Genomic DNA, 22,040 nt, shown 5'->3' on the forward strand with positions numbered 1-22,040 from the left:
CCTGCGTCAAGCAGTTACAATCTCAACCACATGTTCTTAGATCACAGTGACAGTTTTGCAACGGGCCTGGCAGTCACGCAAACTGTTGCGGTGCTTCCGGATAAGCATCGAGCACCGGCCCGAGCGCCGCCTTGAGCGGATCGAGCCAGGGCTCGAACGCTTTCCAGCCTTCCGTCCCTTCGCGAAAGATGGGCTGCCGCACCTGTTCGGAACTGGCGGTGCGAACCGCTCTTTCGGTGCGGTAAAAGCTGAGGCAGTCCGGCTCGAACGGCAGGCCGCAGGCGGCAAGCAGGGCGCGCACTTCCGCTTCGGTGTCTTCCACCATGCGCTCGTAGATCACGCGATGCACCGTGCCCGGCTGCACCGCATCGACATGGGCCATCAGCCGCACGTAATCGGCATAGTAGCGACCCATGTCACTGAGATCATAGCTGAAGCCCTGCCCCCGGGCGAAGTGCTGCTTGAAATTGGAAAAGCAGCAGCCCAGCGGATGGCGCCGCGCATCGATGATCCGCGCATGCGGCAGGATCAGCCGGATCAGCGGCACGTGTACCCAGTTGTTGGGCATCTTGTCGATGAACAGCGGACGGTCGGTATGGCGCTGAATGCGGGTGGTATGCAGATAGCTTTCGCCCAGCCTGCGCAATCCGGCCGGGTCGAGCGCGGCAAGCCCCGCGGGATAATCGGGTATGCTGCGCGCCAGTTGCGCGATATCGGGCAATTCGCTGGTGCCTTCCACCCGGGAATGACTGGCAAGAATCTGTTCGACCAGCGTAGAGCCGGCGCGCGGCATGCCCAGGACGAAGATCGGATCGCGCGCATCGTGCCCGGCCCCCTGCCGCGCGGCGAACAGAGCCGGCGTGGCGGTGGCAATCATGGCATCGACCGTCTGCGTGGTTTCTTCGGCTTTGTACGGTATGCGGCGACGGCGCAGCGCATTGCCTGCGGCATAGTGGGCAAAGGCCGCCTGCGCTTCGCGGCGGTCTTCGAACGCCTTGCCCAGCGCGAAATCGAGATGCCAGCGGTCTTCGGCGGCCAGCGCCGGATCGGCCAGGGCCTGCTGCATCGCGGCCAGGTCTTCCTCGGCAAAGCGCACGGTCTTGAGATTGGCGAGGCTCCACCACGCTTCGCCCAGCCCGGGCATCAAGGCAATGGCCCGTCGATAGGCGGCGATGCCGTCGGCCTGGCGGCCCACGGTTTTGAGCATGTGGCCATAGCTCATCCACACGCGCGGCTGGTCCGGCGCTTGCGCCAGCACTCTTTCGTAAAGGGCCAGAGCCTCGTCGAAAGCGCCGATGCGCCCTTTGGCGGCAGCGGCCAGATTGGCATGACCGAGATTCTCCGGGTCCTCGACCGTGACCTGGGCAAGCTGTTCCAACGCCTCTGCAGCGCGATTGGTGCGATAGAGCACCAGAGCGAGATTGGCGCGCGCCGGGGTAAATGCGGGATCGAGCTCGATCGCGCGGCGCAACAGGTTTTCGGCATCGCCATAGCGGCCGATCCGGCCCGCCAGTTCCGCGAACAGGCGGATGGCGCGCACATCGAACGGGTCTTCCTTGAGAAGCGCACGCAGCAAAGGTTCGGCACGCGGCAGATCGTTCGCATTCAAGGCCGCTGCCGCCGCAACGAGGCGCGGATCATAAGCGGGGCGTGGAGCTAGGGTCACATCGGTCATCGCAGGCGACAACAAACATGGTGACGCCGCGCGATCAAGCGTTAGTCTTGTCAAAGCCGGCCGGGCACGGCGCGCGCGGGGGAAAAACGGCGTGGCAGACAGAGCGAAGCGGGGCCTGGGTTTCTGGATGACGCTGGCTTTGGTCGTGGGCAACCTGATCGGCTCGGGCATCTATCTTCTGCCTGCGACGCTGGCACCGCTCGGGATCAACCAGCTCGCGGGCTGGATGGTGACGATTGCCGGCTCGCTGTGCATGGCCATGGTCTTTGCCCGACTCGCGGCACGCCAACCGCTGCCGGGCGGACCGTTTGCCTATGTCATGCAGCAATTCGGCCCCGGTGCCGGCTTTGCCGCGGCCTGGGCCTATTGGACCATGACATGGGCCGGCAACGGCGCGGTGGCCGTGGCAGTGGTTTCCAATCTCAGCCTGCTGGTTCCCTGGCTGGGCCACACGCCGGGCGCCCCGGCGGGAGTCGCCGTGGCGGCGGTATGGCTGCTGACCGCGATCAACATCCGCGGGGTGCGCGGCGCGGGCGACGTGCAGATGGTGACAACCGTTCTCAAGCTGGTGCCGCTGGTGGGGGTTATCGCCCTGGCACTGTGGCTGCTGGCCACGGGCGCCCCGCGCGAGGTCCAGCCACCGGTGGCGCTTTCGTCCACGCTGGTGGCCAGCGCGGCGGGGCTCACGTTCTGGGGTTTCCTCGGGCTTGAATCCGCGACAGTCCCGGCCGGGAAGGTGGAAAACGCCGCCCGGGTCGTGCCGCGCGCCACGCTTATCGGCGTCGGGCTGGCGGGCCTGGTCTATCTGGGTATTGCCCTGGCGTTTCAGGCCTATATGCCCCAAAGCCTGGCGGCTGCATCCCCTTCCCCCGTGGCCGAATTCCTGGGGCGGCGGCTGGGCGGCGACATTTCGGGGATCGTGGCGGCCTTCGCCGCGATCAGCGCGTTCGGGACACTCAACGGCTTTATCCTGGTGCAGGCCGAAGTACCCTGGGCCATGGCGCGCGACGGCTTGTTTCCCGCCTGGTTCGGCAAGGAAACCAGGGCCGGCACGCCGATCAACGCGCATCTCGTTTCGTCTGCCCTGCTGACCGTGATCACGCTGCTGAACTATGGCCGCGACATGGGAAACCTGTTCACGTTCATTGCGTCGATAAGCCTGGCGGCCGGGTTGCTGACGTATGTCGCGACAATGGCCGCCGCCATGCGCCTGCTGCGCGACGAGCCGGTGATCGTGATCCTGGCGGTTCTTGCCGCATCGTTCAATGCCTGGGCGCTGTGGGGCCTGGGATACGAGGCGATCGGCTATGGCCTGGGGCTGGTGGCGCTGGGTCTGCCGGTCTATCTCGCAGTGCGATGGAAACGTCTCGGTTCAATGGCCTGATCAAAGGACAGCGTTGCCCCGCCCCGCTTTGGCCTGCGCGGGAACGGGGCTTTTGCTGCATCATTGCCGGTGCAGCATTTTCCACAGGAGCGAGCGGTCGCGGATGATTTCCGCCGCGGCGTTGTGGCCTGGCGCGCCGGTCACGCCACCGCCCGGGTGCGTTCCCGAACCGCACATGTAAAGGCCCTTGATCGGGGCGTGATAATCGCCGTGGCCCAGCACCGGGCGCGCGGCCCAAAGCTGCTCCAGGCTCATGCGGCCATGGAAGATGTCTCCCCCGATCAGGCCGAACTTGCGCTCGAGATCCAGCGGCGAATGGATCTGGCGGGCAATGACGGCATTCCTGAAGTTGGGCGCATGTTCGGTAATCGTGTCGATCACCTGATCGGCCACGTGCTCGCGCACATCGTCCCAACTGCGCCCGTCGGGCAACTCGGGGCTGAACTGCTGACAGAACAGGCTGGCGACATGGGCGCCTTCCGGGGCAAGGGTCTTGTCCACCGTGCTGGGTATCTTGATTTCGACGATCGGCTTTTTCGACCAGCCGTGAACGCGCGCATCGTCATAAGCCTGGTCCATGTAATCCATGCCCGGGGCAATGATGATGCCGGCGGTATGGTGTTCGGCCTGGCTCTTGCCCGGAAGCACGGTGAAATCCGGCAGTTCGGAAAGAGCGACGTTCATGCGGAAGGTGCCCGATCCGGTCTTGTAGCCATCAATGGCGCGCGCGAAATCGGGATCGAGATCGGCGCGCTCGACAAGCTGGCGATAGAGCAATGCAGGGCCAACGTTGGCAGCCACGATCGGGGCATAGAGTTCCTCCCCGCCCACGAGCTTGACCCCGGCGGCCTTGCCCTTGTCGACGAGTACTTTGGCAACCGGGCTCTCCAGGCTGATGTCCACCCCGGCCAGCACGCAGGCCCTGGCCATGGCCTGGGTTATCGCGCCCATGCCGCCCACCGCATGGCCCCAGGCGCCCAGCTTGCCGTTCACTTCGCCAAAAACGTGGTGCAGCAGCACATAGGCCGAACCCGGCGTGGAAACCCCGGCGAAATTGCCGACCACTGCATCGAAGCCGAATGCGGATTTGACGTGATCGTCTTCGAACCAGCCATCCAGAAACTCCCGCGCGGACCGGGTGAAGATTTCCAGCAGATCGCGCTGCGCGGCCAGGTCCATCCGGGCCAACGGCCAGCCCTGCCGCGCGGCGGCCGCAAGGGCATGCAACCCGCCACCCACGTTGGGCGGGCACTGAAGGGCCAGATCGCGCAAGACCTGCGCCACCCGTTCCAGCGCCGCGTCATAGCGCGGATAGGCATCGGCATCCTTCTGCGAGAAGCGGGCGAATTCTGCCTGTGTCCGCGCCGCGCCGCCGCCGAGCTTCAGATAGGTATCGGCAAACGGAAAGAAGTTGCTGATCTGGCGTTCGAGCACGCGGTAGCCGTGATCGGCCAGCTTCATGTCGGCGATCACCTTGGGCCGCAACAGGCTGACGGTATAGCTGGCGGTGGAATTGCGAAAGCCGGGATGGAATTCCTCGGTCACGCAGGCGCCGCCCACGATGTCGCGGCGTTCGAGCACACGCACTTTCATGCCGGCCTTGGCCAGGTAGAAGGCGCAGACCAGGCCATTGTGGCCACCGCCGATGATCAGGGCGTCGTAACGGTTGCTCATCGTGTCGTGTCCTTTGAGGGGGTTAGCTGGATCTATGGGGTCGTTTCCTGCCACCCCGCATCGCGTGATGACATGGGCCGGCTCCAGCCCGGCGGCGGCTGGCGATGCAGGCGCGCTTCGGGAATGAGCGCGCGGATCTTGCGGGCAAAGCTGCGCAGGCACACTTCGCTCCGGCCGATCGGGCCGGCGCCATAGCCGGGCGAGCCCATGCCCTGCTGCACGCGCTCGATAAGCCAGGTGTCTTCCCGGTTGACCACGCGGTTGATCCGCCAGTTGGCATAGCGCACCAGTTTCATCGTCCGCTGCTGCCCGGGCGGGGTTGCGCTGTCGGGCAGGGCGAACACCATTTCGCGTAGCGTGCAGGTGGTGGGCGATGTCGGCAGCCACTGCATGAAATCGACCTGGTCGGCATAGATATCGAACGCCATGTTGGGCCAGAGCTTGTAATAGAGCCAGCGTCGCTGTGCCGCATCGGGCAGGTGCGGCACGCGCGGCAGGTGGGCCTGATAGAATCGCTCCCAGAAATGGCGGCTCGGCGCGTCGACCAGATCGCCTTTCATGCGATCGGCCCATGGTGCGGCGGAAATTTCGTAAGACTTGCCGAACAGGCGCGAAAGGCCGTCATGCGCCACGGGAATGTGCAGATTGTCGGAATAGTTGTCGCCCACGTTCTTCCAGTTCACCGCGCGCGGGCGCTCGCGCACGTCGCCGATGCGGCGCAACGCGGCCAGGCGATAGGGGGCCACTTCCGCTTCGTAAGGCGCCATCATTTCGGCGACGCCGGGAAAGCCATGGTTTTCCAGCCGCACGAAGACGAAGCCGTGCCAGACTTCGAGATCGACCGGCACCAGACCGTTTTCGGCAGGATCGAGCGCGGGATAATCGTGCCGCATCGGCACCCCGGTCAACCGCCCGTCGGTTTCATAGGTCCAGGCGTGATAAGGGCACACGAACTTGCGCACAGACCCCGCAGCCCCTTCCACCAGGCGCATGGCGCGGTGGCGGCACACGTTGAGAAACGCACGCAAAGCGCCGTCTTCGCCGCGCACGACAATGACGTTTTCCCCGCAATAGGCCAGGTTGCGCCAGTCCCCCGGCCGGGCCAGATCGCTGTCATGGCAAACGATCTGCCAGGACGGCCGGATGATACGGTCCATTTCGAGCGCGGCAAATTCGGGATCGTGGTAAACCCAGCCGGGAAGGCCCCGATCCGCGTCGGGATCGGCGGCTCCCGTTTGACCGGCGCATTGCGCTATCAGCGAATGACGGTGTTCACCGGGAACAAGATCGGCCATGGGTTGAACGAATCCTCCTATTGTACAAATGTACAACAACACTTGGGAAGTGCAAGATGCCAGGTGCCGATGCTCACGACGACGGCCCGCCCCGCCCCCCTGCCCCACGCCGGTCGCGGCAACCGCTGGGGCGCCGGGCAGAACCCGACGCCCGGCGGCAAAGCCTGATCGAGGCGGCGATGCGCGTGCTGGCCCGCGCCGGTGCCAACGGTGCGAGCTTGCGCGCGATCGCCCAGGAAGCCGGCGTCTCGCCCGGGCTCGTCGGCCATTACTTCACCGGGATCGACGCGCTGATTGCCGAAACCTATGGCCACGTGGATGCCATGGTGACCCGGGCACTCGACGCCGCTGTCGCAGCCGCGCCCCCCTTGCCCGAAGCCCGGCTGGAAGCCTTCGTCACCGCAAGCTTTGCCCCGCCGGTCGCCGAGCCGGCTCTGCTCGCCACCTGGATCGCGTTCTGGAGCCTGGTGCCCAACCAGCCGCAGATCGCCCGCCAGCGTGACGCGCAATATGCCGGCCATCGGGAACGGCTGGAACGTCTGCTGCTGGAAGCAGGCGTGGCGCAGGCGCGGCTCGCCCAGGCGGCAATCGCGGTGACGGCGCTGGTCGACGGACTGTGGCTCGAGCTGTGCCTGTCGCCACGTGGCCTGTCCGGCAAAGAGGCAGGCACGATCGCCCGGCGTTTCCTGCGGAGCCTTTGTGCCCCGGAGTCTAGCGGGACAGATCGGTGAACAGGCTGGTCAGATAAACAATCCCCGGGCCGATGTTGGACAGCGGCACGCGCTCGTCGAGGCCGTGCGCAAACTGCTCGCTCTGCTTGATAAATACCGGGCCGGCGCCATAGGCGTCCACCCCGTTGGCGCGATACCACATCGAGTCCGACGCCCCCGATGCCTGGCCGGGGATGACCACGATGCCAGGATAGGCAAGGCCGATGGCCTTGTTGGCCGCATTGACGAAATCCGGGCGCATCGGGCTGGCGGGGGACGTGGTCGAACCCTGGGTCACATCGGCAAACCGGACGGCCGGGGCGTTAGCCACGCGGACCAGTTCGGCCATGATCTCGTCGCGCTGGTGCCCGGGAAAGATCCGGCAGTTGATATTGGCGGTGGCGCGTTGCGGCAGCGCGTTGAGCGCGTGCCCGCCATTGACCATCGTCGGCACGCAAGTCGTTTCGACGTAACCGATGAATATCGGCAGGCCCCGCAAGGTGGCGATCGCCTCGGCGTCGGTGGCATCGGCGGCAAAGGTGCGCATGGCCCCGGCAACCCGGGGATCGGGCATGGTTCCGGCCACGCCCTGGAAAAACGCTTTGGTCAGCGGGTTCTGTTCGGGGGTGAAGTGATAGGCGCCGATATTGACCAGCGCCTGGGAAAGCTGGACAATCGCATTGTCTTTGTGCGGTTTGGAACTGTGGCCGCCCGGATTGGTCACTTCCAGCCGGAAATCGGCATAGCTTTTCTCGGCGCCGTCCCAACTCCAGACCTGCGGCTTGCCGGTGTCTTCGGCCAGCAGGCCGCCGCCACCATCGAGATTGATGACCAGGTCGGCGCCTTTCAGGCGTTCGGCCAGCAGGCGGCTGGTCTTCATCTCTGTCTCTTCATCGCCCGAGAAAGCGATCACGATCGTTCGCTGCGGCTTGTAGCCCCGTTGACGCATCTCGATCAGCGTGGACACGGCGAGCGCGGCTTTCAGTTTCATGTCGAGCGCGCCGCGCCCGAAAAGATAGCCGTTTTCCACCACCGGCACGAACGGATCGCGCTGCCAATCCGCACGCTTTGCCTCGACCACATCGATATGGCCCGAAACGACCAGCGGCTTGAGCCCGGGATCGCTGCCTTTCCAGGTCGCCAGCAGATAGGCGGTGTCATTAACCGGCACGATTTCAATATCGGCTGGTACCCAGCCGGCCTTGATCAGCGTGTCACGATAGAGCGCGGCCACTTTGGGCGTTTCGTTGCCCGGCCCCTGGACCGACCGCATGGCCATGGTCTGCTTCGCCAGGTCCAGAGCCTGCGCTTCCGCTCCCGAATGAGCCGCCGCCCTCGCAGGCACGGCCGTAAGGGTGAGAAGGGCAAGCACAAGCGCGGGCAAAGTGGGCTTCATCTGACGCTCCAGAACGACATGAAACAGGTTTGGCACACAAAAAGTGGGTAGCCGCGCCAGGCGGGCAATTCGCATAATTGCCATCGCACCGCGGGATTGCAAAGCATTTCAATAATTTTTCTGTATATTAATCAGTGATATGATGCAATTCTGCAAAGCCCGGCCGTGAAAGCTGCATATAATAGACAGGGACAGTTGCATTAATTGCAATATAAACTTTGGTTTTCGCACTTGCAAAGGTGCACTGCGGCATACAAAAGGGTCGGGCCTTTCAGGCATCCTCTCCCAAACTTTTCAAGGCCGCTCCATCTGGTGCGGCCTTTTTTTCGGCTTGCCGGGCGGTGCTGCGTGGCGGCAAGCCACCATAGGCCGGAGGCCATCCCGCGCGCAACCTGCGTGACGGAACGGAACCTTCAATCCATAAGGCACCTGAACCGGGAGATGTGCCGGAGAGGATCAGTTGCGTGTTTAGACCGAAAGCGACGTCGCGGTCAGGCCTGCGGGCTTTGCTGACCATGGGTCCGCCCGCCATTTTCTGGCCCGCGCCGGCCCTGGCCAGTGCGCCGGCCCAGACCGAGCGAGAGGCGCAGCCGATCGTGGTCAGCGGCGTGGGCCTGGAAGCGACGCCGGCGAGCCCTGCCTACAACACGCAGACGATTTCGGCGGCGCAGCTCAACGCAACGGCATCGGGACGCCTTGACGATGCTTTGCTTTCGGCCGCCGGTGTCCAGCAGTTCCGCCGCTCAGACAGTCGCGCGTCAAACCCTTCGGCGCAGGGCATCACGCTGCGCGCGCTGGGCGGCAACGCCACCAGCCGCACGCTGGTGCTGCTCGATGGCGTGCCCATGGCCGATCCGTTCTTCGGCTATATTCCGCTGAGCGCGATCGATCCCGAGCGGCTGGCCCGCGTGCGGGTGCAGCGCGGCGGCGGATCCGGCGCTTTCGGCGCGGGCGCGGTGGCTGGCACTGTGGACATGGCCAGCGCAGGCGCCGCCGGACTCGGCCGGTTCAACGCGCAGGCCCTGGCCAACGATCGCGGCGAGACCACGCTTTCGGGCGCGCTGGCACCGCGGCTGGGCCAAGGCTTTGCCGTGGTGACCGGGCGGTGGGACCGCGGCCAGGGCTTTTGGACAACGCCGGAAAGCCAGCGGGTGAGCGCCAGCGCCAAGGCCCGCTACGAAAGCTGGTCTGCCGGCATACGCGCGGTGGCACCCTTGGCATCCGACGTGGAAGTGCAGGCCCGCGTGGCGGCCTTTCAGGATGAACGCACGCTGCGCTTTGCCGGCGCCGACAACGGCATCAGCGGGCAGGACGGCAGCCTGCGCCTGGTGGGGCGCGGCGCCTGGCAGTTCGATGCGCTGGCCTATGTTCAGGCGCGCGATTTTCATGCGGTGACGGTAAGCTCCACCAGCTTCCGGAAAACGCTGGACCAGTACGGCACGCCTTCCACCGGCCTTGGCGGCAAGCTGGAGCTGCGCCCGCCGATCGGCGGGGGCCATGTGCTCAAGCTGGGGGCTGACTGGCGCCGGGCGAGCGGCGAAACCCGGGAAAACGCGCTGTCTGCCGCAACGGGCCTCGTCACCGCGCGGCGCCGCGCCGGGGGCCGGACCGAAGACCTGGGTTTCTTCGTCGAAGGCGACTGGACGCTGGGGCCGTTGGTGCTGACGGCGGGCGGGCGGGCCGACCGCTGGAGCATTACCGACGGGCGTTACGAGGAACGCGACGCGGCCGGACTCGTCACCAGCACATCGGCCCGGGATCCGGCCGCTGCGCCGCGCGCGGGGTGGCAGGATAGCTGGCGTGGCGGGGCAGTGCTGCACCTGGCCCGCTGGGCCTTGCTTCGCGGCGCTGCCTATACCGGGCTGCGACTGCCGACGCTCAATGAACTTTATCGTTCGTTCACCCTGGCCGCCCCCAACGGCGGCGGAGGCGTTTCGCTTACCATTACGCAGCGCAATCCGAGGCTGCGGAACGAGCGGCTGACCGGCTTCGAAGCGGGCGTGGACCTGAACCCGGCGCGGGGCGTAAGCCTGTCGATGACGGCTTTCGATAACAGGGTGAAAGACGCGATTGCCAATGTCACGTTGTCGACCACCGGCAACACCACCGTGCGCCAGCGAGAGAACATTGCAGCCGTTCACGCCCTCGGGCTGGAATTCGGGGTGGAGATCACGGCGGGCAAGGTTTCCCTGAACGGCAGCCTGGCGCTCACCGATGCCAAGGTGGAAGCGCCCGGCACTGCGCTTGACGGCAGACGCCCGGCCCAGACGCCCCGGATTGCCGGCAGCGCTACGGTCGCCTGGCGCCCGGCCCCGCGCTGGACCGGGGCGTTGACGCTGCGCCACTCGGGCCTTGCCTATGAAGACGATCTGCAGACCGCGCCTTTGCCCGCAGCGACGACGCTGGACGCCTTTGCAGAGCTGCCGCTGACCGCTTGTTGCCGCCTGGTCCTGCGTGGCGAGAATCTGCTTGATGAAACCATCGTGACCCGCAATTCAGGCGGCACGATCGATACCGGCACTCCCCGCACGCTGTGGGCGGGGTTGCGCATCGGGTTGAAATAGCCGCGCTGCGGCGCATTCGCGCCCGGTTTTGAAATGTCGTGCGGTGCTGCAATCGTATTCATCGTCGCTGCCGGGCGACAGGCGGCCACGATCGGCCTAGCGTCGGGACAAAACAGCGGGAGGGGCCGTGCGCGGGATCGGGCAAAATCCGGCAGATTTGACAACAAGCGCTTGTCGGCAGCCCCCGGCCTGGCCTACCCCTTGGGACGGGAGGCCGCAGCTGGTGCAAGCCGGGCTGCGGCAGAAAACTGCCGGCATCGTGCCATGTGCTGCAAGAGTGCGGGATCTGGCCGCGAGGGCATGGCGGCGGGAGCCACAGGAAGGCCGGGATAACCGGCCCGATCCATGGCGCGCCTTTGGTTGCGCGCGGCATGGCAAGGTCCAATGCAGGTGGAGCCACTAGCCATGAGCCTCGAAATCACGTCCAAGGTTGCCGAAATCGACGCCCATATTCTCGACGTGCTGCGCCACCGCGTGGGCAAGGACGAACGCGCCGCGAAGCCGCACGATTGGTATACCGCCACGTGCCTCGCCCTGCGCGATGCGATCATCGACCGCTGGATGGAATCCACCCGCAAGACCTATGACCAGGGCGGGAAGCGGGTCTATTATCTGAGCCTGGAATTCCTGATCGGCCGCTTGCTGCGCGATGCCCTGTCGAATCTGGGCCTGACGCGCGAAATGGAAAAGGCCCTGGCCAGCCATGGTTTCGATCTTGCCGCGCTGGAAGAGCAGGAGCCCGATGCGGCGCTGGGCAACGGCGGCCTGGGCCGCCTTGCCGCCTGCTTCATGGAGAGTCTCGCCAGTCTCGATATTCCGGCCTACGGCTATGGGATCCGCTATGTGAACGGCATGTTCCGCCAGCGCATCGACGACGGCTGGCAGGTGGAACTGCCCGAAACGTGGCTCTCGCATGGCAATCCCTGGGAATTCGACCGCCGCGAAAGCGCCTATATCATCGGCTTTGGCGGCGAAGTGATCGACGATGGCGATGGCGGGGTGGAATGGCACCCGCACGAAAAGGTCGAAGCCAGCGCTGTCGATACCCCTGTGGTCGGCTACAAGGGCAAGCGGGTCAACACGCTGCGCCTGTGGACGGCCAACGCGCTCGATCCGATCCGCCTCGACGCGTTCAACGCCGGAGACCATGCCGGCGCTCTGGCCGAACAGGTGCGCGCCGATGCCCTGGTGCGCGTGCTCTATCCTGCCGACAGCACGCCGGCCGGGCAGGAACTGCGGCTGCGGCAGGAATATTTCTTCACCGCCGCCTCCATCCAGGACATCGTGCGCCGCCACGCGCAGTATCATGGCGACGTGCGCACTCTGCCCGACAAAGCGGCGATCCAGCTCAACGACACGCACCCGTCGGTGGCGGTCGCCGAACTGATGCGCCTGCTTGTCGACATACACGGACTGGATTTTGTCGAGGCATGGGACGTTACCAGGCGCACGATCGGCTACACCAATCACACATTGCTGCCAGAAGCGCTGGAAAGCTGGCCATTGCCGCTGTTCGAACGGCTGCTGCCACGGCACATGCAGATCATCTATGCGATCAACAGCCGCGTGCTGCGCGAGGCGCGCAAGGCCGGTTTGGACGATCGCGCCATCGCCGCGATCAGCCTGATCGATGAGGCCGGCGAACGCCGCGTGCGCATGGCCAACCTGGCTTTCGTCGGGGCGCATTCGATCAACGGCGTGGCCGCACTGCATACCGAGCTGATGAAAAGCACGGTCTTTGCCGATCTTCACGCGCTTTATCCCACGCGGATCAACAACAAGACCAACGGCGTGACGCCGCGCCGCTGGCTGCAGCAGTGCAACCCGCGCCTGGTCGGAGTGATCAAGGAGGCGATCGGCGACGCGTTCCTCGACGATGCGGAAAAGCTTTCAGACCTCAACGCCCTTGCCGACGATACGCAGCTGGGAGAACGGATTGCCGAGGTCAAGCGGGCCAACAAAGTGGCGCTGGCCGGGCATATCAAGCAATTGACCGGCATCCGCCTCGATCCTGATGCACTGTTCGACGTGCAGATCAAGCGCATCCACGAATACAAGCGCCAGTTGCTCAATCTTGTCGAAACCGTGGCGCTTTACGATCAGATCCGCAGCCACCCGGAACGCGACTGGACCCCGCGCGTAAAGATCTTCGGCGGCAAGGCGGCCCCCAGCTATCACAATGCCAAGCTGATCATCAAACTGGCCAACGACATTGCCCGCCGCGTCAATTCCGATCCTTCGGTCGGTGGCCTGCTCAAGGTGGTGTTCGTGCCCAATTACAACGTTACTCTGGCCGAGCGCATCATTCCGGCAGCCGATCTTTCGGAACAGATTTCCACCGCCGGCATGGAAGCCTCGGGCACCGGCAACATGAAGTTTGCCCTGAACGGCGCGCTGACCATCGGCACGCTCGACGGCGCGAATATCGAGATCAAGGACCACGTCGGCGACGAAAATATCGTGATATTCGGCCTCACCGCCGACGAAGTGGCCCAAACCCGTGCCGATGGCTACAACCCGCGCGCGATCATCGAGGGCAGCCGCGAGTTGCGCCAGGCGATTTCCGCCATTGCCAGCGGGGTTTTCTCGCCCGACGATCCACAGCGCTATGCCGGGCTGATGGGCGGTCTCTATGACAGCGACTGGTTCCTGGTCGCAGCCGATTTCGATGCCTATCACGCGGCGCAGCGCGGGGTGGACACGCGGTGGGAAAACCAGGCGGCCTGGCGCGCCAGCGCGATCCGCAATATCGCCAATGTCGGCTGGTTCTCTTCGGACCGCACGATCGGCGAATACGCGCGCGACATCTGGGGGGTCTGACATCCTGACGATGCAACCCCCGCCCGAGGCGATCGCCGCGCTGCTGGACGGCATCCATGCCGATCCGTTCTCGCTGCTGGGGGTGCATCCCGGCCCGCACGGAGCCTTCGCCCGCGCGATTCTGCCCGGGGCCGAGCGTGCCGAAGCCTTTGCGCTTGATGGCACGCCGCTGGGCGTCCTGACCCGGATCGATGCACGCGGATTGTTCGAAGGGCCGGTGGCCGGCGCCCGCCAGCCGGTGCGCTATGCCTGCCAGGCCGGGCAATATGCCTGGCAGGTTACCGATCCCTATTCGTTTGGCCCGGTGCTGGGTCCGGTAGACGATTACCTGATCGGGCAAGGCACGCACCACCGCCTGTTCGACAAGCTGGGTGCGCACGTGATCGATCACGAAGGCGTGCGCGGCGTGCATTTTGCCGTCTGGGCGCCCAATGCCCGGCTGGTGAGCGTGGTGGGCGATTTCAACGACTGGGACGGCGCGCGCCACCCGATGCGCCGCCGCGCCGACACCGGCATCTGGGAACTGTTCCTCCCCGATATCGGCGGCGGGCGGCCTTACAAGTACCGCATCGTGGGCCATGACGGCACGGTTCAGCCCTACAAGGCCGATCCCTTTGCCTTTGCTGCCGAACTGCGCCCGCACACCGCCTCGATCACGCTGGAGGCGCCGGCACACGCCTGGGGTGACGACGCCCACCGCGCATTCTGGGCCAGTGCCGATCCGCGCCGCCAGCCGATCTCGATTTACGAAGTGCATCCCGGATCGTGGCGCAAGCCGGGCGACGGGCGCGAATTCCTGCATTGGGACGAACTGGCTGCGCAGCTCATTCCCTACGCGGTCGACATGGGCTTTACCCATATCGAATTCCTGCCCGTTTCCGAGCACCCCTATGACCCGAGCTGGGGCTACCAGACCACCGGGCTCTATGCGCCCAGCGCGCGCTTTGGCGATACCATGGGTTTTGCGCGGTTCGTCGACGGGGCTCACCGGGCCGGCCTTGGCGTGCTGATAGATTGGGTACCGGCCCATTTTCCCACCGATGCCCATGGCCTGGCGCGGTTCGATGGCACCGCGCTTTACGAACACGAAGACCCGCGCCAGGGCTTTCACCCGGATTGGAACACCGCGATCTATAACTTCGGCCGGCGCGAAGTGCGGGATTTCCTGATCAACAATGCGCTGTTCTGGGCGGAGCGTTATCATGTCGACGGGCTGCGCGTCGATGCCGTCGCGTCGATGCTGTACCGCGACTATTCGCGCAAGAGCGGCGAATGGATACCCAACGCGCAGGGCGGGCGGGAGAACTGGGAAGCGGTCGATTTCCTGCGGGCGATGAACCAGGCGGTCTATGGCACCTGCCCCGGGGTCATTACCGTGGCCGAGGAATCGACGAGCTGGCCCGGCGTGACCCAGCCCGCGGTGGACGAAGGCGAACGCCCGAGCAGCCTGGGTTTCGGCTTCAAGTGGAACATGGGCTTCATGCACGACACTCTCATGTACATGAGCCGTGAGCCGGTGCATCGCCGCTATCATCATGACGAAATCACGTTCGGCCTGATGTACGCCTTTGCCGAAAACTTCGTGCTGCCGTTAAGCCATGACGAGGTGGTTCACGGCAAGGGCAGCCTGCTTGCCAAAATGGCCGGCGACGATTGGCAGAAATTCGCTTCGCTGCGCGCCTATTACGGGTTGATGTGGGGCTATCCCGGCAAGAAGCTGCTGTTCATGGGCCAGGAATTTGCGCAACGGCGCGAATGGAGTGAGGCGCGCGCGCTGGATTGGGACCTGCTGCAGCATGCGCCGCACCAGGGCATGCAGGCCTGGGTGCGCGATCTCAATCGCGCCTATGCCGCCCTTCCCGCCCTGCACGCGCGCGATTGCGAAAGCGAAGGGTTCGCATGGCTGGTGGTGGACGATGCGCTGGCCAGCGTCTTTGCCTGGGTGCGCCGCGCGCCCGGCCATGCGCCGGTCATGGTGGTGTGCAACATGACGCCCGCCTGCCACGATCACTATCGCCTGCCGACACCGGCTGACGGGCAGTGGCGCGAAGTGCTCAATTCCGATGCCGCGGTCTATGGCGGCAGCGGCCAGGGCAACGCGGGCGCGATCGTGGCGAAAGATGGCGCGGCATTCGTCATCCTGCCGCCACTTTGCACGTTGATGTTCGAATTGCAGGTGGAACCCGGATAGCCGGTCAGGAGGAACGGATGCAGAGAACCTATGGCCAGCCGCTGGCACGCGATGCCATGGCCTATGTCCTGGCCGGTGGACGCGGCAGCCGGTTGAAGGAACTGACCGACAATCGCGCCAAGCCGGCAGTCTATTTCGGCGGGGTCAGCCGGATCATCGATTTCGCCCTGTCCAACGCGATCAATTCGGGCATCCGGCGCATCGGCGTGGCCACGCAGTACAAGGCGCACTCGCTGATCCGCCACATGAACCGGGCATGGAATTTCATGCGGCCCGAACGCAACGAAAGCTTCGACATCCTGCCCGCTTCGCAGCGCATTTCGGAATTGCTGTGGTACGAAGGGACGGCCGACGCGGTCTATCAGAACATCGACATCATCCAGGCCCACGCGCCCAGGCACATGGTCATCCTGGCTGGCGACCACATCTACAAGATGGACTATGAATTGATGCTGCAGCAGCACGTCGATTCAGGCGCAGACGTGACCGTGGGCTGCCTGGTGGTGCCCAAGGCCGAGGCGACCGGCTTTGGCGTGATGGCGGTGGACGAAAGCAGCGTGATCACCAGCTTCGTCGAAAAGCCGGCCGATCCGCCGACCATTCCCGGCGACCCCGATCATGCCCTGGCCTCGATGGGCATCTATGTGTTCGAAACGCAGTTCCTGTTCGAACAGCTGCGCCGCGATGCGATGACACCGGGATCGAGCCGCGATTTTGGCGGCGACATCATCCCTTACATCGTCAGGCACGGCAAGGCCGTGGCCCACCGCTTTACCGACAGCTGCATCCGCGCTGCCGAGGAGATCGAGGAATACTGGCGCGACGTGGGCACGCTCGACGCTTATTTCGAGGCCAATCTCGATCTGACCGACACTGTCCCCAAGCTCAACATGTACGATCGCGAATGGCCGATCTGGACCGACCAGATCATCGCCGCCCCGGCCAAGTTCGTGCACGACCAGGACGGGCGGCGTGGCATGGCGATTTCCTCGCTGATCAGCCAGGGGTGCATCGTCTCGGGCGCCCTGGCCAAGCGCAGCCTGCTGTTCACCGGCGTGAAGATGGGTTCGTTTTCCAGCGCCGAAGAGGCCGTGATCCTGCCCTATTGCAATATCGGCCGGGGCGCGCGGCTCAAGCGCGTGATCCTGGATTCGGGCGTGCGCATTCCCGAAGGCCTGGTCGTGGGCGAAGACCCCGAACGCGACGGGCGGCGCTTCCGTCGCACCGAAAGCGGGGTCTGCCTGATCACGCAGGCAATGATCGACAGGTTGGAATGAAGCGAGCGCGGTGGCCCGAGCCGTCAACCGGACTTGATCCAAGGCCCCGCTTCTTTTGACAACCCGCCGGGGAGGCCGCAAGCTAGGCGGCCTAGACCCCGGATCAAGTCCCGGGGGACGATCTGCTTCGTCGTCGAAGCTATGCTTCGCGGCCCGTGGCGCGGGAGAATGGCATGACGCTCAAGGTTCTTTCCATCGCCTCCGAAGCGGTGCCGCTGATCAAGACCGGCGGCCTGGCCGACGTCGTCGGCGCCCTGCCCGATGCGGTGGCGCCGCATGGCGTGGCGATGACGACGATGCTGCCTGGCTATCCCGTCGTTCTCAAGGCCCTGGGCAAGGCCAGAGCCGTCCACCGCTGGGACGGTCTGCTGGGCGCGCCGGCGCGCCTGCTGTCGGGCCGGCTCGGCAACCATCCCTTGCTGGTGCTCGACTGCCCGGATCTTTTCGCGCGCGAAGGCGGCCCCTATGCCGATGCGGCAGGACGCGACTGGGCCGACAACTGGCGCCGCTTTGCCGCCTTTGCCCGCGCGGCCGCCGATGTGGCCGGCGGCGCGGTGAAAGGCCTGACGTTCGACGTTGCCCATGCGCACGACTGGCAGGCGGCCATGACGCCCGCCTATCTGCGCTTTGCCCCTGCCGGTCAGCCCGTGTCCACGATCGTCACGATCCACAACATGGCCTTCCAGGGACACTATGGCGCCCATGTCTTTTCCCAGCTGGGCCTGCCCGCCTGGGCCTGGGCGATCGATGGCGTGGAATATCATGGCGGCGTGGGTTTCCTGAAAGCGGGGCTGGAAAGCGCCAGCCTGATCACCACGGTGAGCCCCACCTATGCCCGCGAAATCCGTGCACCGGCGTTCGGCATGGGGCTTGAAGGGCTGATCGCGGCCCGGGCAGAGCGCGTGCACGGCATCGTCAACGGCATTGATCCGGCCCTGTGGAACCCGGAAACCGATCACCATCTGCCACAAACCTATTCCTGGCGTTCGCTGGCCCGGCGACAAGCCAACAAGCGGGCGCTGGAGCGGGCGTTCCATCTGGACGAAAGCGATGGACCGCTGTTCGTGTGCATCACCCGGCTGACCTGGCAGAAAGGGATCGACGTCCTGCTGGAAGTGATCGACCATCTGGCGGGCCTGGGCGGGCGGCTGGCCCTGCTGGGATCGGGCGACGCCGCGCTGGAAGCCGGGCTGCACGCCGCCGCCGTGCGCCATCCCGGCCGCGTGGCCTTGCGCATCGGTTATGACGAAGCGCTGTCTCACCGGATGCAGGGCGGCGGCGATGCCATTCTGGTGCCCAGCCGGTTCGAACCCTGCGGGCTGACGCAGCTTTACGGCTTGGCCTATGGCTGCGTGCCGGTGGTCGCGCATACCGGGGGCCTGGCCGATACGGTGGTTGATGCCAATCTTGCCGCGATCGCCGCCCAGGCCGCAACCGGCGTTGTCTTTCATGGGGTTACCTATGCCTCGTTCGCCGAGGCGATCACGCGCGCCATGGCGCTTTACGGACAGCGCGAGGTCTGGACGCAGATGCAGCGGGCGGGCATGAAGACGGACTTTTCATGGAAACGCAGCGGCGCGGCCTATGCGGCGCTCTATCGCCAGATCGCGGGGGCACAATGACGATTATCACGCATGAAACCACGCCCTATGCCGGGCAGAAACCAGGCACGTCGGGGCTGCGCAAGAAAGTGCGCGTGTTCCAGCAGCCCGGCTATGCCGAAAATTTCATCCAGGCGGTGTTCGACGTGGTAAGTCCCGAACCCGGCAGCACCCTGGTGATCGGTGGCGACGGGCGCTATCACAACCGCGCGGTGATCCAGCAGGCGATCCGCATGGCGGCCGCCAACGGCTATGGCCACGTCCTCGTGGGCCAGGGCGGCATTCTATCGACGCCGGCCGCCAGCAACGTCATTCGCCAGTACACGGCCAGCGGCGGGCTGATCCTTTCGGCAAGTCACAACCCTGGTGGCCCCGATGAAGATTTCGGCATCAAGTACAACATCGCCAACGGCGGCCCGGCACCGGAAAGCGTGACCGAGGCGATCTATGCCCGCACCCAGCAGATAGACCGCTGGCTGGGCGTGGAAGCGCCGGACATCGATCTCGACGCCTGCGGCAGCACGGACGTGGGCGGGTGCCGGGTCTCGGTGATCGACCCGGTGGCCGACTATGCCGATCTGATGGAGACGCTGTTCGATTTCGCCGCGATCCGCACCGCCGTCGCCGGCGGGTTGACCATGGCTTTCGATGCGATGCATGCGGTAACCGGCCCCTATGCCATCGAGATCCTGGAAAAGCGGCTGGGCTTTGCCCCGGGCACGGTGCGCAACGGCGTACCGCTGGAGGATTTCGGCGGGCACCATCCCGATCCCAACATGGTTCACGCCAAGGCCCTGTTCGATACGATGTTGGGCACCGAAGCGCCCGATTTCGGCGCGGCATCGGATGGCGACGGAGACCGTAACCTGATTCTCGGGCGCGGGCGTTTCATCACCCCGTCGGACAGCCTGGCGATGCTGGCGGCCAATGCCCATCTGGCGCCCGGCTATGCCAGGGGCCTTGCCGGCGTGGCCCGTTCGATGCCGACCAGCGCCGCGGCAGACCGGGTGGCCCAGGCACTGGGCATTCCCGCCTTCGAAACGCCCACCGGGTGGAAGTTCTTCGGCAACCTGCTCGACGCCGGCAAGGCAACCATCTGCGGCGAGGAAAGCGCCGGCACCGGATCGGACCACGTGCGCGAGAAGGACGGCCTCTGGGCGGTGCTGCTGTGGCTCAACATTCTGGCCGTGCGCAAGATCAGCGTCGACGAGCTGGCGCGCGAACACTGGGCAACCTATGGCCGCAACTATTACGCGCGGCACGATTACGAGGGCCTGCCGACAGACCGGGCCGATGCGCTCATGGCCGCGTTGCGAGCCAGGCTGGACAGCCTGCCGGGACAGGAATTCGGCCCGCTCACGGCGGCGAGCGCCGACAGCTTTTCCTATCTCGATACGGTCGACGGTTCGACCAGCGCCAACCAGGGCCTGCGCGTGCTGTTCCATGGCGGATCGCGCATCGTCTTCCGCCTTTCGGGCACCGGCACGGAAGGCGCGACATTGCGGGTCTATCTCGAACGCTACGAGCCGGCGGACGGCGATCTCGACCGCGAGACCGGGGCGATGCTGGCCGATCTGGTGGCGGCAGCCGATGCCATAGCCGGGATCGCGGCCCATACCGGCCGCACCGCGCCCGATGTGATCACCTGATGCCTTACGGCGCCCATACCGGCCCTACCGATACCGGCTCCACCGGCACCTGCTGGCGGGTGCGCGCGCCGCAAGCGCAGGCGGTGTGGCTGTGCCTGTTCGAAGATGGGCGTGAAACCCGCCATGCGATGCTGCGCGAGGGGGACGATTGGAGCCTGATATTGCCTGCCGATCATGCGGGCGCGCGCTATGGCTATCGTGCGCAGGGAGAATGGGCACCGACACGCGGCCGCTGGTTCGACCCCGCCAAGCTGCTTGTCGATCCTTGCGCGGTGGAACTTGACCGCCGCTTTGCCTATGATCCTGCCCTTGGCGCGCAAGGGGTGGATACGGCCGGTCTGGTGCCCAAGGCCGTGGTGCCCGGCCTCCTGCCGCAGGTGCCGTCCGCCCCGCCGATCTTTGCGGCCGGCGGCTTGATCTATGAAGTCAACGTGCGCCAGATGACCATGCTGCACCCCGATGTGCCAGAGCATCTGCGCGGCACGGTGGCGGCACTGGCGCATCCCGCCGTGATCTCCCATCTCGCCAGGCTGGGCGTCAACGCGGTGGAACTCATGCCCATCGTCGCCTGGATCGACGAGCGCCACCTGCCACCACTGGGCCTGTCCAACGCCTGGGGCTATAATCCGGTGGCTTTCATGGCACTCGATCCCGGCCTGTGCCCGGGCGGCGTGGCAGAACTGCGCGAGACGGTGGCGGCCCTGCGTTCCCACGGCATCGGCACGATTCTTGATCTGGTGTTCAACCACACTGGCGAAAGCGATCTGGCCGGCCCGATCGTCAGCCTGCGCGGGCTCGACAATGCCGCCTATGCACACGATGCCGAAGGCCGGCTGATCAACGACACGGGTTGTGGCAACACGCTGGATTTCGCCAGTCCGCACGTGCGCCGCCTCACGATGGATGCCCTGCGCCACTTCGTGATGCATGCCGGGGTCGACGGGTTCCGCTTCGATCTTGCGTCGGTTCTGGCGCGTGGGCCGGGCTTTGCCGCCGATGCGCCGATCTTTGCCGAGATTGCCGGCGATCCCGTGCTGGCAGACCGGGTGCTGATTGCCGAACCGTGGGATATCGGCCCGGGCGGCTATCAACTGGGCCGTTTTCCCGAAAACTGGCTGGAATGGAACGACCGCTTCCGCGACGACGTGCGCCGTTTCTGGCGCGGCGATGGCGGGCTCGGCGAACTGGCGACGCGGCTGGCGGGATCGGCCGACATTTTCGGACCTTGCGACCGCAAAACCTGCCGCAGCGTGAACTTTCTGGCCGCTCACGATGGTTTCACGCTCGCGGATTGCGTGGCCTATGCCCACAAGCACAACCACGCCAATGGCGAGGACAACCGCGACGGCCACGACGAGAACTTCTCATGGAACTGCGGCGCGGAAGGGCCGACCACGGATCCCGCGGTGCTGGCCCGGCGCGAGGCGGCGCTGCGTGCCCTGCTGGGCACGCTGTTCGCCTCGACCGGCACGATCATGCTGACGGCGGGCGACGAGTTCGGCCGCAGCCAGCAGGGCAACAACAATGCCTATGCCCAGGACAACCCCCTGACCTGGATCGACTGGCAAGGGCGCAACCGCGATCTGGAACGGTTCGTGGCTGATCTTTCCGCGGCGCGGGCCGGCAGGGACATGGCCCACTTTCCCGAAGGCGGGCAGTGGCTGGCGCTCGACGGTACCGCAATGGACGGCCCGCGCTGGGAAGATCCGGCCACCGCTGGCGTTGCCTGGCAAGCACCGGGGGGAAAGCGGCCCAGCTTCCGCGTCAGCCGGGCCGAAGGAACCGTGCTCTATTGACGGGGCGC

13 protein-coding genes are annotated in these 22,040 nt (G+C 65.5%); 9 read left to right on the forward strand and 4 right to left on the reverse strand.

What is annotated here, in order from left to right:
• Positions 1-73: 73 nt before the first annotated feature.
• Positions 74-1,675, reverse strand: coding sequence for a tetratricopeptide repeat-containing sulfotransferase family protein (locus tag AC3EDY_RS10285; RefSeq protein ID WP_488572402.1), 1,602 nt, complete (start codon positions 1,673-1,675; stop codon positions 74-76).
• Positions 1,676-1,766: 91 nt separating this feature from the next.
• Between AC3EDY_RS10285 and AC3EDY_RS10290 the strand changes: the two genes are divergently transcribed.
• On the forward strand, positions 1,767-3,059 hold the full coding sequence (locus AC3EDY_RS10290) for an amino acid permease (protein WP_488572403.1): 1,293 nt from the start codon (positions 1,767-1,769) through the stop codon (positions 3,057-3,059).
• Positions 3,060-3,119: 60 nt separating this feature from the next.
• On the opposite strand, the gene AC3EDY_RS10295 is transcribed toward AC3EDY_RS10290, so the two are convergent.
• Both AC3EDY_RS10295 and AC3EDY_RS10300 read right to left on the reverse strand, forming a co-directional pair.
• Complete coding sequence (locus tag AC3EDY_RS10295; RefSeq protein WP_488572404.1) at positions 3,120-4,733, reverse strand: phytoene desaturase family protein; 1,614 nt, start codon at positions 4,731-4,733, stop codon at positions 3,120-3,122.
• Between the two features lie 32 nt (positions 4,734-4,765).
• The gene (locus AC3EDY_RS10300) at positions 4,766-6,028 is read right to left on the reverse strand and encodes an aromatic ring-hydroxylating oxygenase subunit alpha (RefSeq protein ID WP_488572405.1); all 1,263 of its coding nucleotides are present in this window, start codon (positions 6,026-6,028) and stop codon (positions 4,766-4,768) included.
• Positions 6,029-6,084: 56 nt separating this feature from the next.
• On the opposite strand from AC3EDY_RS10300, the gene betI reads away from it, so the two are divergent.
• Positions 6,085-6,759 (forward strand): transcriptional regulator BetI, encoded by a 675-nt coding sequence (betI, locus tag AC3EDY_RS10305; RefSeq protein ID WP_488572406.1) that lies wholly within the window; start codon positions 6,085-6,087, stop codon positions 6,757-6,759.
• On the opposite strand, the gene AC3EDY_RS10310 is transcribed toward betI, so the two are convergent.
• Positions 6,740-8,134, reverse strand: a complete 1,395-nt coding sequence (locus AC3EDY_RS10310) for a M20/M25/M40 family metallo-hydrolase (RefSeq protein WP_488572407.1) — start codon at positions 8,132-8,134, stop codon at positions 6,740-6,742. The genes betI and AC3EDY_RS10310 overlap by 20 nt on opposite strands.
• A 515-nt stretch (positions 8,135-8,649) precedes the next feature.
• Here AC3EDY_RS10310 and AC3EDY_RS10315 point away from each other — a divergent pair.
• From AC3EDY_RS10315 to glgX, 7 genes are all read left to right on the forward strand, one after another.
• Positions 8,650-10,698 carry a TonB-dependent receptor plug domain-containing protein gene (locus tag AC3EDY_RS10315; RefSeq protein ID WP_488572408.1) on the forward strand — a complete coding sequence of 683 codons (2,049 nt, stop codon included), beginning with the start codon at positions 8,650-8,652 and terminating at the stop codon, positions 10,696-10,698.
• Between the two features lie 405 nt (positions 10,699-11,103).
• Positions 11,104-13,518: a glycogen/starch/alpha-glucan phosphorylase gene (locus AC3EDY_RS10320; RefSeq protein WP_488572409.1), complete on the forward strand. Its 2,415-nt coding sequence runs from the start codon at positions 11,104-11,106 to the stop codon at positions 13,516-13,518.
• 10 nt (positions 13,519-13,528) lie between these two features.
• Complete coding sequence (glgB, locus tag AC3EDY_RS10325; protein ID WP_488572410.1) at positions 13,529-15,709, forward strand: 1,4-alpha-glucan branching protein GlgB; 2,181 nt, start codon at positions 13,529-13,531, stop codon at positions 15,707-15,709.
• 17 nt (positions 15,710-15,726) lie between these two features.
• Positions 15,727-16,986: a glucose-1-phosphate adenylyltransferase gene (gene glgC / locus AC3EDY_RS10330; RefSeq protein WP_488572411.1), complete on the forward strand. Its 1,260-nt coding sequence runs from the start codon at positions 15,727-15,729 to the stop codon at positions 16,984-16,986.
• 173 nt (positions 16,987-17,159) lie between these two features.
• The gene (gene glgA, locus AC3EDY_RS10335; RefSeq protein WP_488572412.1) at positions 17,160-18,608 is read left to right on the forward strand and encodes a glycogen synthase GlgA; all 1,449 of its coding nucleotides are present in this window, start codon (positions 17,160-17,162) and stop codon (positions 18,606-18,608) included.
• A complete protein-coding gene (locus tag AC3EDY_RS10340; RefSeq protein ID WP_488572413.1) occupies positions 18,605-20,236 on the forward strand; it encodes an alpha-D-glucose phosphate-specific phosphoglucomutase in 1,632 nt (543 codons plus the stop codon). Before glgA ends, AC3EDY_RS10340 begins: the two co-directional genes overlap by 4 nt.
• Positions 20,236-22,032, forward strand: coding sequence for a glycogen debranching protein GlgX (glgX, locus tag AC3EDY_RS10345; protein ID WP_488572414.1), 1,797 nt, complete (start codon positions 20,236-20,238; stop codon positions 22,030-22,032). Before AC3EDY_RS10340 ends, glgX begins: the two co-directional genes overlap by 1 nt.
• Positions 22,033-22,040: the final 8 nt, after the last annotated feature.

It is taken from the genome of Novosphingobium sp. DS6-6 (genome assembly GCF_057784975.1).

Coding starts and splice junctions, on each gene's coding strand:
- AC3EDY_RS10310 (WP_488572407.1), bottom strand. CDS start 8,134: ATGAAGCCCACTTTGCCCGCGCTTGTGCTTGCCCTTCTCACCCTTACG.
- AC3EDY_RS10300 (WP_488572405.1), bottom strand. CDS start 6,028: ATGGCCGATCTTGTTCCCGGTGAACACCGTCATTCGCTGATAGCGCAA.
- betI (WP_488572406.1), top strand. CDS start 6,085: ATGCCAGGTGCCGATGCTCACGACGACGGCCCGCCCCGCCCCCCTGCC.
- AC3EDY_RS10295 (WP_488572404.1), bottom strand. CDS start 4,733: ATGAGCAACCGTTACGACGCCCTGATCATCGGCGGTGGCCACAATGGC.
- AC3EDY_RS10340 (WP_488572413.1), top strand. CDS start 18,605: ATGACGATTATCACGCATGAAACCACGCCCTATGCCGGGCAGAAACCA.
- glgA (WP_488572412.1), top strand. CDS start 17,160: ATGACGCTCAAGGTTCTTTCCATCGCCTCCGAAGCGGTGCCGCTGATC.
- glgC (WP_488572411.1), top strand. CDS start 15,727: ATGCAGAGAACCTATGGCCAGCCGCTGGCACGCGATGCCATGGCCTAT.
- glgB (WP_488572410.1), top strand. CDS start 13,529: ATGCAACCCCCGCCCGAGGCGATCGCCGCGCTGCTGGACGGCATCCAT.
- AC3EDY_RS10285 (WP_488572402.1), bottom strand. CDS start 1,675: ATGACCGATGTGACCCTAGCTCCACGCCCCGCTTATGATCCGCGCCTC.
- AC3EDY_RS10320 (WP_488572409.1), top strand. CDS start 11,104: ATGAGCCTCGAAATCACGTCCAAGGTTGCCGAAATCGACGCCCATATT.
- glgX (WP_488572414.1), top strand. CDS start 20,236: ATGCCTTACGGCGCCCATACCGGCCCTACCGATACCGGCTCCACCGGC.
- AC3EDY_RS10315 (WP_488572408.1), top strand. CDS start 8,650: ATGGGTCCGCCCGCCATTTTCTGGCCCGCGCCGGCCCTGGCCAGTGCG.